The sequence below is a fragment of the Vreelandella indica genome (assembly GCF_037070225.1).
Lineage (GTDB): Bacteria > Pseudomonadota > Gammaproteobacteria > Pseudomonadales > Halomonadaceae > Vreelandella > Vreelandella arctica.
In genome coordinates this window covers 23211-34618 of record NZ_JBANSO010000011.1, presented here as the reverse complement: position 1 = coordinate 34618, position 11408 = coordinate 23211, and the positions used below count along the sequence as shown (strand labels likewise).

Sequence of the window (11408 nt, the reverse complement as noted above, 5' to 3'; positions counted from 1 at the left end):
AGGATGCTTCTTAGAGAGGGACGATGACTTATTACCCATAAAAGCAAAGCGCCCTAGACGGGCAGTAGCCGTTTAGGGCGCTTAAACCTGGGTAGTAAGGTGCTTGCCGGGGGCTAAAAATCCACCACTAGATCCCCTTTAGGCCGACTACAGCAAGACAGAATGTAGCCCTCTTCAACATCCTCTTCCGTAATACCGCCGTTATGTTCCATTTCCACCTCACCTGATTTGAGCTCTACTCGGCAAGTACCGCAAATCCCCATACCGCAAGCCTTGGGAATATGCAGACCCAGCTTCGCTGCTGCCGCATGAACCGTCTCACCCGGTTGGATGCGGACACTTTTCCCTGAAGACGCAAACTCAATGCTGTGCAATTCACTGGTATCGACATTTTCGGCGTCAACCTCTGCCTGCTCGGCCAGCTCACGTACCTCCTCACGAACGTCGACCGGCGTGGCGCCAAACAACTCTTCGTGGTAGTGGTTCATGTCAAAGTCGTGGTGTCGCAGAATACGTTTGATGGCATCCATGTATGGTGCCGGCCCACAACAAAAGATCTCCCGCTCCATAAAGTCCGGCACCATCAGTTCGAACAGCGGCTGGGTGAGGTAACCACGGTAGCCAGCCCAAGCCTCACCAATATCTTCCTTGCTCTCGCAAATGATATGCAGCTTGAATTCAGGGATACGCGAAAACATATGCACCAGCTCACGGTGATAAATCACATCACGCGGGGCGCGGGCACTGTGTATGAACTCAACATCGACAGCGGCATTGGTATCGAAAAGCCAGCGCGTCATGGACATCAAGGGCGTAATGCCCACACCGCCAGAGAGAAACAGCACTTTCTCGGCGGGGTAATCAATCGAATTAAAATTACCGACCGGCCCGTGCACGGCCAGCTCATCGCCCACCTTTAGATTGGCGTGTAGCCAATTGGATACCTTGCCCCCCGGCACCTGTTTAACGGTGATAGAAAAGCTGTAAGGAATAGAGGGAGAGCTGGAAATCGTATAGGAGCGCATGATCGGCTGATGGTCAATCTCAAGCTCCAGCGTGACGAACTGACCGGGCTTGAAGAAGAACAGCACAGGCTGCTCAGCCATGAAACAGAACGTGCGCACATCCTGGGTTTCCTGGATCACCTTGACGCAACGCACCTGGTGGCGGCCATTGGTCCAGGTTTGGGTCGTGACCGGATTGAAGAAATTAGTTGTCATTATCGCCTCTGCCTGAACAGCCTTCATCACTATGCATCGCCGAACCGTATTTGCGATACAGCCAGCACCTTTGAGCTGCATTTTGGGTATGCACTTGCTAACCGACTTACCTGACAGCGACTCACACTTACCTCGTGCCACTCTCTATCGTTTAGAAACCTCTTTTTTAGTCGCCGCTACGCCATCTAATGTCGCGGGCAGATAATTGGCAGTGCAGCGCCTGCAACACAATCGGTGCCTGACGTCAGGCCACATTTAAATCAAACGCCAGGTTACGCAACAGAACAACAAGAGACGCAATCTTGACTATCGGCCGATTCGCAGCCCTTTGAGGGGGGAGCGGAGGTTTACGAGGATACTGGTAATGGAAAAAAGTGTTTCTAACCGGATGGATGACCCACTCGCCGCGGCGCGTGCGGCAACGGTCCAGATGCTGCAGGAAAGAGGGCGTACCTTTTCGCTTCCGCAGCCGTTTTATAACGATGCCCGCCTGTTCGCGCTTGATATGCAGGAGGTCTTCGAGAAGGAATGGCTGTTTGCTGGCATGACGTGCGAGATCCCTGCCAAGGGCAACTTCATGACATTGGATATTGGCGATAATCCCATTGTCATCGTGCGTGGCAGTGAAGGCGCTATTCATGCGTTTCACAATGTTTGCCGCCACCGCGGTTCGCGTCTTTGTGTAAAGGATAAGGGCAAGGTGGCCAAACTTGTCTGCCCTTATCACCAGTGGACCTACGAACTTGATGGTCGCTTACTGTTTGCTGGCAGCGATATGGGCACTGACTTCAACCTTAATCAGTTTGGCCTCAAACCGGTCAATGTGCGCACTGCCGGCGGTTTCGTCTTTATCAACCTGAGCGATGAGCCGCCCGCAATTGATGACTTTCTAACAACGCTTGAGCATTATCTCGAGCCGTACCAGATGGACAACGTCAAGGTCGCCACCGAGTCCAGTATCGTCGAGCAAGCCAACTGGAAGCTGGTTATTGAAAACAACCGCGAGTGCTATCACTGCAACGGCGCTCACCCCGAGCTGCTGAACTCGCTGCAGGAGTTTGATGACACCGACGACCCGCGCGCAACGCCCGCCTACAAAGCGTTGGTGGCCCGCAAACAGGCCGACTGGGACCGGGAGAAGGTTCCTCACCAGTTGACGCGGCTTGGCAGGCGCAACCGCTTGACCCGCACGCCGCTGCTGGATGGCATTGTGTCCATGACGATGGACGGCAAACCGGGCTGTCAGAAGCTGATGGGGCGCTTATCAAGCCCTGACATGGGTTCCCTGCGCATTCTGCACCTGCCCAACTCATGGAACCATTTCATGGGCGATCACGCAGTGGTCTTTCGTGTGTTACCGCTTGGCCCGCAGCAAACCGTAGTGACCACCAAATGGCTGGTTCACAAGGACGCCGTGGAAGGCATTGACTACGACCCCGAGAAGCTTCGCCGCGTGTGGGATGTTACCAACGATCAGGACCGCCAACTCGCCGAGGAGAACCAGCGTGGCATTAACTCCAAGGCGTACCAACCCGGCCCTTACTCTGAAACCTATGAGTTCGGTGTTATCGACTTTATCGACTGGTACGCTGCTCGTATGCTTGAGAATTTAGAACACGATGCGCCGACGTTACATTTAGCCCAAGGTTAAAACGTGAAGTATTAAGGCAGCGATAGTGACCGTCACTAGGACTTAGCCAGAGTAGCTGACAACGTGTACACATAAGAGACACCTGTGTACACTTTGCCACACTATTCCTAGACTATTCTTAGAGACCTGCTCAATGCCATCCACCGATGTTCCCGCCACTAAGGGCTCTCAAGACGTCTGGCTTGATGCGGCGTTTGAGCTGCTACTCGAATCAGGCGTCGATAGCGTACGCATTCTTCCCCTGGCCAAACGGCTAAAGCTTTCCCGCACCAGTTTCTACTGGTTCTTCAAGGATCGCGAGGCGCTGCTGGAGGCGCTGATCGCTCGCTGGCGTGAAAAAAATACCCAGGGGCTGGTGAAGCAGACCGACGCTTATGCCGAGAATATCGTCGAGGCGATGCTCAATGTCTTCGATTGCTGGCTGGACTCCCAGTTGTTCGACTCCCCACTAGAGTTCGCCATGCGCAGCTGGGCGCTACAGTCGTCGGCAGTGGTGAGTGAAATCGATGCTGCCGATGCCGCACGTATCGAAGCTCTAACGCGGATGTTCGAGCGCTACGGCTATGATCCGCTGGCGGCCAACGTTCGTGGCCGCACCATCTACCTAACCCAGATCGGCTATATCTCGATGAAGACCCAGGAACCGCTCGAGGTGCGCATGCAGCGCATCCCCGCCTATGTCGAAATCTTCACCGGCCAGCCGCCTGGCGCAAGGGAATTACAACGCTTTCATGCCCGCCATGGTTATATAGCGAAATAAAGCGCCTAAGAGGCGCAGTGTTCTGTTCGGCGCCCCCCAGACGTTTGCCTTCAGTTAGGTGTTGCGCCTATGAGGGCATATTATCCGTGCCAATGGCTACCCGGTGGGCCGCCTCAAGACCACGATGAACCGCTTGGTCGATACCTTCATCCAGCATTGTTCGCAGCCCCTGGGCCGTAGTGCCGTCATAAGCAATCAGTCGCTCAACCATATCACCAGGATCAGTTCCCAGCCTTTCCAGCAACAGGCTGCCGCCTACCAGGGTCTGCATGACGGCCTCAAGTGCAATATCGTCGGCGATCCCCATCTGCTTAGCGTGCTCCAACATTGATTGCGCCAGCAAAGCGGGGTAGGCAGGCCCAGCCCCGCTCAAGGCCGTCAGATAATCGAGATCACGCTCGTTGGCGACCTCCCGTGCTTTGCCGCAGCTCTCCAACAACGTTTGCACCAGCCGTTTGTCAGCCTCTGTGACCTGCTGGGCGGCAAACCAGGGAAAATAGGCCCGACGGATTTCCGCCGCCGCGTTCGGCATGGCGCGCACTACCCGGCCACTCCCCACTCGACTAGAGACTTCCTGCAAGGAAGCCATCGCCAGCAGGGAGATAACCAACTTCCCGCCAGCATCGATATCGACGCTGGCGAGATCTTGCGGCCGCACCGAAAGAATGATGACGTCAACCAACCCAACCAATTCACGGTTGTTCTTAACACAGCGAACGCCACGCCAATCGCGGTAAGCATTGCTGCTCCCAGAGCGCGATGAGACGACTAATCGATCAGCAGACACGATGCCCTGCTCCAGCAGGGCAAGCCCGAGGGCCCGCCCCATCCACCCCTGCCCACCGATGATGCCGATCACGATGTCTTGCCTCATGTTTCCACCTCCTAGGCCACGAACCAACCTCGTGCCAGCAACGCTCCAGCTGCGTGATAGCGACCTGTTCTGTCCAAAGCCTTGCCGCTATGTACATTGATGAACATTATATTGACAACTATGAACATAGGCGCCTAAATTTGTCAAATACACAACAAAATAGAGCGCTACCCATGGTTAACGATCCGCTGCTGCAGCCCTTCCAGCTCAAACACCTCACCCTGAAAAACAGGCTCATGATGACAGCTCATGAGCCCGCTTATCCTGAGGATGGGATGCCTAAGGCGCTCTACCGTGCCTACCATGTCGAGCGCGCCAAGGCAGGCCTTGGCCTGACCATGACTGCCGGATCCGCCGCAGTGGCCAAGGACAGCCCGCCCGTATTCAACAACATCCTCGCCTATAAGGATGAAGTAGTGCCCTGGATGCGTGAGCTGACCGATGACTGTCACGAGCACGGCACCGCAGTAATGATCCAACTCACCCACCTGGGTCGGCGCACCCGTTGGGACAAGGGCGACTGGCTGCCAGCAGTGTCGCCCTCTCACCGTCGCGAGGCCTCCCACCGCGCATTTCCCAAGCAGGTAGAGGATTGGGATATCGAGCGCCTGATCCGCGACTACGCCGATGCTGCCGAGCGCATGCATGCCGCCGGTCTCGATGGCATCGAGCTACAGGCCTATGGTCACCTGATGGATCAGTTTTGGTCGCCGCTGACCAATACCCTTGAGGAACCTTATGGCGGCGATCTCGATAACCGACTGCGTTTCACCTTCGACGTGCTGCGCGCTATTCGCCAGCGGGTGGGTGACGCGTTCATCGTAGGCGTGCGCTACACCGGCGACGAGATGCTGCCGGGAGGGCTGACATCCGGCGATGGAATGGAGATATCGCGACGCTTGAAGAGTAGCGGCCTGGTCGACTTCCTCAACGTGGTTCGCGGCCACATCGACACCGACGCAGGGCTCACCGACGTGATTCCCATCCAAGGCATGCCCAGCGCCCCACACCTGGATTTTGCCGGCGAAATACGTCGTGAGATCGACTTCCCCACCTTCCATGGCGCCAAAATCCAGGATGTCGCCACTGCCCGTTATGCCATCGCCTCAGGCAAGGTCGACATGATCGGCATGACCCGCGCCCACATGGCTGACCCACACATCGTGCGCAAGATCGCCGAAGGGCGAGAGGAAGAGATCCGCCCCTGCGTCGGTGCCAACTACTGCCTTGATCGCATCTATCAAGGCGGCGCCGCCTACTGCATCCATAACGCCGCCACCGGGCGCGAAACCACCATGCCGCACACCATTCCCAAGGCGGCACTGCAACGGCGAGTCGTGATTATCGGCGCAGGGCCAGCAGGGTTAGAAGCCGCTCGTGTTGCCGGTGAGCGTGGCCATTCGGTGGTGGTGTTCGAAGCTGCCAGCGATGCTGGCGGGCAAATACGTCTCACGGCGCAGAGTGAGCGTCGTCGCGAAATGCTGGGCATCATTGATTGGCGCCTGTCGCGCTGTGAAGCACTCGGCGTCGAGATCCGCTACAACGTCTGGGCCGAAGCCGAGGAAGTGCTCGCCGAAAAACCGGATGTGGTGATCGTGGCCACCGGTGGCTACCCCATGGAAGGCCAGCCCGCGGTCGGCAGCGACTTAGTCGTCAATACCTGGGATATTCTTTCCGGGCACGTGCCACCAGGCAAACGGGTATTGCTGTTCGACGACGCAGGCGACCATGCTGCCCTGCAGGCGGCGGAGATCATTGCCGCTACTGGCGCCGAGCTCGAAATAATGACCCCGGACCGCACCTTCTCAGCGGAGATCATGGCCATGAACCTGGTGCCCTACATGCGTTCCCTACAGCGCGCTAATGTCACCTTCACACCGACTTACCGGCTGAAGTCCGTGCAGCGCGACGGCAGCCAACTGCTCGCCGAAATCACCAGCGATTATGCGGTTCATGGTCAGCAGGATATAAATCATGAGCGGCGTATCGACCAAGTGGTGGTCAACTACGGCATTACACCGATGGCCGATATCTATTTAGAGCTAAAACCGCACTCCAGCAACCGCGGCGAGGTGAATTACGATGACCTGATCGTGGGCGCCCCCCAGAGCGTGACTAGCAACCCGGATGGCCGCTTCCAGCTGTTCCGGATCGGCGATGCCGTCGAGTCCCGGAACACCCACGCGGCCATCTATGACGCGCTCAGGTTGGTCAAAGACCTTTAATACAACCGCCGATCCACTACCTATATAGTTCCACCATCGGCGGGCAACTTTCCGGCAGAGGAAAGGCTGCAGGCCGCATACTTGAACTCCGGTATCTTGCCGAACGGGTCCAGCGCCGGGTTGGTCAAGAGATTCGCCGCTGCTTCCCCGTAACAGAAAGGCACGAAGACCATCCCCTCGGGCATCCCGGGATCCGTTCTCGCCTTGAGGGTAATGGAGCCTCGCCGGGTGGTGATCGTTAGCTCATCGCCCGGCGCCATCCCCAGCCGGATAAACTCAGCAGGTGCTAAGCTCGCCACGGCTTCCGGCTCCAGATCATCGAGCACTTTGGCACGACGGGTCATGGAACCGGTGTGCCAGTGCTCCAGCTGACGCCCGGTGGTCAGTACCGTTGGGTAGTCGTTGTCGACCGGCTCATCCGGGGGCAGCGGCCGCGTGGGCGCGAATTTCGCCCGGCCGCTGGCGGTGGGGAAGGCGTCGCTGAAGACCACGTCGTGCCCCGGTGCGTCTTCCGCTGGGCAGGGGTAGGTCACTGACTGCTCGCGCTCCAGACGCTCCCAGGAAATATGATCAAGGGAGGCCATGCCTTGCTTCATCTCAGCGAAGACGTCCCGCGGGTGCTGGTAGTGCCAGCCCAGGCCAAAGCGTTTGGCGATTTCCTGAATGATCCACCAGTCCGGCTTGGCCTGGCCGGGGAGCGGCACCGCCGCACGCCCCAGCTGTACCTGACGATTCGTATTGGTAACCGACCCATCCTTCTCCGGCCAGGCGGAGGCAGGCAGGATGACATCGGCGAACTGGGCGGTCTCGGTGACAAACAGATCCTGTACCACCAGATGCTCCAGCTTGGCCAGGGCAGCCCGTGCATGGGCGAGGTCCGGGTCGGACATCGCCGGATTTTCGCCTTGGATGTACATGCCACGAATGGTGCCTGCGGTGATGGCATCCATGATCTCCACCACAGTGAGGCCGGGCGTGGGGTCAAGCTTGGTATTCCACAGCTCTTCAAACGCCGCGCGCACCTGGGCGTCGCTGACCGGCTGGTAGTCCGGCATCACCATGGGAATCAGCCCGGCATCAGACGCCCCTTGAACGTTGTTCTGCCCCCGCAAAGGGTGCAGGCCGGTGCCAGGTCGTCCAGTCTGACCGCAGGCCAATGCCAGCGAAATCAGGCAGCGGGCATTATCTGTTCCGTGGGTGTGCTGGGAAATACCCATGCCCCAGAAAATCATCGCCCGCTCGGCGGTTGCATAGAGCCTTGCCACCTCGCGGATGGTCTCGGGCTCAACACCGCATAGGCCGCTCATCGCTTCGGGGGTCATGTCCACCGTATGCGTTTTCAGGGCCTCGAAACCCTCGGTATGCTCGGCGATAAAAGCCGTATCATAAAGTTCTTCGCTGATGATCACATTGAGGATGGCATTGAACAGCGCCACGTCGGCACCCGGTGAAAAACGCACGCTCAGATGGGCATAGGCATCCAACGCCTGACCGCGGGGGTCGAGGATCACGATTTTGGTACCGCGTTTGGCGGCCTGCTTGAAGAAGGTGGCCGCCACCGGGTGGTTTACCGCCGGATTACAGCCGGTAAGAATCACCACATCGGCCTGGCTTGCCTGCATAAAAGAGGCGGTGACCGAGCCCGAGCCAATGCACTCCATCAGCGCCGCCACCGAGCTTGCATGGCACAAGCGGGTGCAGTGATCCACATGGTTGGAGCCGAAGCCCGTACGTACCAACTTCTGGAACAGCCACGCCTCTTCATTGGAGCACTTGGCGCTGCCGAACCCGGCTAGGGAGTCAGGGCCCTGGTTCGCTTTAAGATCAACAAGGCCGCTGGCAGCAACATCCAGGGCTTCATCCCAGCTCGCCTCGCGGAAATGAGTTAGCGGTTTGGCAGGATCGAAGTCAGGATCGAGCCCTTTCGCCACGCCTTTGCGACGAATTAGCGGCACGGTAAGCCGGGATGGATGACGCGGATAGTCGTAGCCAAAGCGCCCTTTTACGCACAAGCGGTTCTCATTGGACGGGCCATCGCGACCCTCCACATAAAGGATCTCATCGTCCTTGATGTGGTAGGTGAGCTGGCAACCCACTCCGCAGTAGGGGCACACCGAGTCGACCTTGCGGTCAGCCACAGACGAATCACCTCGTCCTTGGTCATCCACCACAGTGGCGGGCATCAGCGCACCGGTGGGGCAAGCCTGAACGCACTCACCACAGGCCACGCAGGTGCTATCCCCCATGGGGTCGTCGAAATCAAACACGATCTTGGACGCCGCTCCGCGATGTGCCAAGCCGATAACGTCGTTGACCTGCACCTCGCGGCAGGCGCGCACACACAGGTTGCACTCGATACAGGCATCAAGATTGACGCGCATGGCAGAGTGGCTGCTGTCTTGCGCCAGGCTATCCGCCCGGGAGACCACATGGTGCACGGTGGGCGTCTCGCGCTCGTCGCGCCGGGGTAGCTTGCGGCGCACCGCCGTGGCATCAATAGCCAGTTGGTCGGCCATGGTCCAGAAATGGCTGGCACGGTCGGGGCTATCCTCCCGCTCGGGTTGGTCGACCAGCAGCATCTCCATGACCATCTTGCGGGCCGTATGCGCCCGTTCGGAGTTGGCGCTCTTGACCACCATGCCGGGGGCGGCTTCACGTAGACAACTGGCGGCCAGGGTGCGCTCGCCCTCGATTTCCACCATGCAGGCGCGGCAGTTACCATCGGCGCGGTAGCCGCTGGCGTCCTTGAAACACAGGTGAGGAATGGTCTCGCCGGCGCGCTTGGCCACCTGCCAGAGGCTTTCACCGGGGCTTGCACTCACCTCAACACCATCCAGCGTCAGGGTAAAGCTTGTACCTGGGTTTTGTTCGCTCATGCTCATCTCCCCTACCCCCTGACGATGACATTCTGGGCGGCAAGTTCACCGCGAAAATCCTTGAGCAGCCCCAGCACCGGGTTAGGCGCCGCCTGGCCCAGCCCGCAAATCGAGGCGTCTATCATCACTTGGGAGAGCTGCGTCATCAGTCCGGCGTCCCATTCGTTGCGCTCGAGCAACGTGAGCATTTTTTCCGTGCCCACCCGGCAGGGCGTGCATTGGCCACAGGACTCGTCGGCAAAGAAGGCCAGCAGATTGGTCGCGACCCCGCGCAAATTGTCCTGATCAGAAAGCACGATCACCGCGGCCGAACCGATAAAACAGCCATGTGCCTGAAGCGTATCGAAGTCAAGGGGGATATCGGCCTTGGCTGCGGGCAAAATACCGCCTGAGGCGCCGCCGGGCAGGTAGGCAGCTAGGCGGTGGCCGTCAGCCATACCGCCACAATATTCGTCAATCAGCTCGTTGAGGGTGATGCCCGCAGGCGCCAAATAAACACCGGGCTGTTTGACCCGGCCCGACACCGAGAAGCTACGCAGCCCCACGCGGCCGTTACGTCCCTGGCTAGAAAAAGCCTCCGCACCGCGCTGCCAAATCATGGGAATCCAGTAAACGGTCTCAACATTATTGACCAGTGTTGGGCGGTCAAAGAGCCCCTTCTGGGCCACAAATGGCGGGCGGTGACGGGGCTTGCCCGGTTTGCCTTCCAGAGACTCGATCATCGCCGACTCTTCGCCGCAGATGTAAGCACCCGCGCCACGGCGCAGCACGATGTAACCCGGCGCCACCAGGCCCGCAGCCTCAAGCTCGCCAATCGCCTGGCGCACCACGCCATGCAAGGCCGGGTACTCATCGCGCAGATAGATATACAGCGCCTCGGCGTCTACCGCCCAGGCACTGACTAAAGCACCTTCAAGAAACTGGTGCGGCGAGCGCTCCAGGTAATAGCGATCCTTAAAGGTACCAGGCTCGCCCTCGTCGGCGTTGATGGCGCAATAACGGGGGCCCGCCTCCTGGCGAACGAAAGACCACTTCTTGAAGGTAGGAAAACCCGCACCGCCCAGGCCGCGCAGATTGGCCTGTTGCATGGCTTCTATCAGCGCTTCTACCGTGACGTCGCCATTTTGGCAGGCTTGGAGCAAGGCCAACCCGCCCTCGCAGCGATAGTCATCAAGCCGCTGCCAGACGATGGGGTCGGGGTGAAAGTGCGCCGCCTGGATCACTGAGGCAATGCGTTCTTGGGTGGCGAACAGCACATGATGATGCCCCACCTCGGCTACCGGTGCCGTGTCGCAGCGCCCCATGCAGGGCGCCCGCAGCACCCTTACCTGTTCGATATCCACGTTCGCGTCCAGCTGTGCCTTAAGCGCCTCGGCACCGGCTAGCTGGCAGGTGAGGGAATCGCAAACGCGGATGGTCACCGCGGGCGGCGGCAGCTGGTCGTCGTGGATGACGTCGAAGTGCGCATAGAAAGTGGCGGTCTCGTAAACGGCTGCCATGGGCAGGTTCATGTAAGCCGCCAAGGCGCGCAGTTCCGCCAGCGGCAGATGGCCTCGGGTGTCTTGAATGACATGCAGGTGTTCAATCAGTAGGTCGCGGCGGCGCAACGTGGCGTCCTGGCGTTCGTCGCCCAGCAGCTCACGTAACCCCTCAAGAAGACGGGGATCAAGTTCACGGCCACGGGGTTTACCGCGGAAGCGGCGCTTGGGGGTCACGGTCTGGACGGTCATTGAATACCTATTATTATCTTGATCGGCTTTATGCCGAATGAACGAAGACGGCACCCCGCGGGGCGCCGTCTA

At 58.8% G+C, this 11408-nt stretch carries 7 protein-coding genes; 3 read left to right on the top strand and 4 right to left on the bottom strand.

Annotated elements, in window-relative coordinates:
* Positions 1–113 precede the first annotated feature (113 nt).
* Complete coding sequence (locus V8L71_RS09425) at positions 114–1220, bottom strand: FAD-binding oxidoreductase (protein WP_336273961.1); 1107 nt, start codon at positions 1218–1220, stop codon at positions 114–116.
* A gap of 364 nt (positions 1221–1584) precedes the next feature.
* Between V8L71_RS09425 and V8L71_RS09420 the strand changes: the two genes are divergently transcribed.
* Positions 1585–2871, top strand: coding sequence for an aromatic ring-hydroxylating oxygenase subunit alpha (locus tag V8L71_RS09420; RefSeq protein WP_336273960.1), 1287 nt, complete (start codon positions 1585–1587; stop codon positions 2869–2871).
* A gap of 133 nt (positions 2872–3004) precedes the next feature.
* On the top strand, positions 3005–3631 hold the full coding sequence (locus V8L71_RS09415; RefSeq protein WP_336273959.1) for a TetR/AcrR family transcriptional regulator: 627 nt from the start codon (positions 3005–3007) through the stop codon (positions 3629–3631).
* Positions 3632–3698: 67 nt separating this feature from the next.
* On the opposite strand, the gene V8L71_RS09410 is transcribed toward V8L71_RS09415, so the two are convergent.
* Positions 3699–4505 carry a pyrroline-5-carboxylate reductase family protein gene (locus V8L71_RS09410; RefSeq protein ID WP_336273958.1) on the bottom strand — a complete coding sequence of 269 codons (807 nt, stop codon included), beginning with the start codon at positions 4503–4505 and terminating at the stop codon, positions 3699–3701.
* 173 nt (positions 4506–4678) lie between these two features.
* Between V8L71_RS09410 and V8L71_RS09405 the strand changes: the two genes are divergently transcribed.
* The gene (locus tag V8L71_RS09405) at positions 4679–6730 is read left to right on the top strand and encodes an oxidoreductase (protein ID WP_336273957.1); all 2052 of its coding nucleotides are present in this window, start codon (positions 4679–4681) and stop codon (positions 6728–6730) included.
* 20 nt (positions 6731–6750) lie between these two features.
* Here V8L71_RS09405 and fdhF read toward each other — a convergent pair whose 3' ends face one another.
* Positions 6751–9606 (bottom strand): formate dehydrogenase subunit alpha, encoded by a 2856-nt coding sequence (fdhF, locus tag V8L71_RS09400; RefSeq protein ID WP_336273956.1) that lies wholly within the window; start codon positions 9604–9606, stop codon positions 6751–6753.
* An 11-nt stretch (positions 9607–9617) separates the two neighbouring features.
* On the bottom strand, positions 9618–11336 hold the full coding sequence (locus tag V8L71_RS09395; protein ID WP_336273955.1) for an NAD(P)H-dependent oxidoreductase subunit E: 1719 nt from the start codon (positions 11334–11336) through the stop codon (positions 9618–9620).
* Positions 11337–11408: the final 72 nt, after the last annotated feature.

What these genes read in the sequence shown, in the direction of transcription:
- V8L71_RS09425 (WP_336273961.1), bottom strand. Translation starts at nt 1,220, where the DNA reads ATGACAACTAATTTCTTCAATCCGGTCACGACCCAAACCTGGACCAAT.
- V8L71_RS09420 (WP_336273960.1), top strand. Translation starts at nt 1,585, where the DNA reads ATGGAAAAAAGTGTTTCTAACCGGATGGATGACCCACTCGCCGCGGCG.
- V8L71_RS09415 (WP_336273959.1), top strand. Translation starts at nt 3,005, where the DNA reads ATGCCATCCACCGATGTTCCCGCCACTAAGGGCTCTCAAGACGTCTGG.
- V8L71_RS09410 (WP_336273958.1), bottom strand. Translation starts at nt 4,505, where the DNA reads ATGAGGCAAGACATCGTGATCGGCATCATCGGTGGGCAGGGGTGGATG.
- V8L71_RS09405 (WP_336273957.1), top strand. Translation starts at nt 4,679, where the DNA reads ATGGTTAACGATCCGCTGCTGCAGCCCTTCCAGCTCAAACACCTCACC.
- fdhF (WP_336273956.1), bottom strand. Translation starts at nt 9,606, where the DNA reads ATGAGCGAACAAAACCCAGGTACAAGCTTTACCCTGACGCTGGATGGT.
- V8L71_RS09395 (WP_336273955.1), bottom strand. Translation starts at nt 11,336, where the DNA reads ATGACCGTCCAGACCGTGACCCCCAAGCGCCGCTTCCGCGGTAAACCC.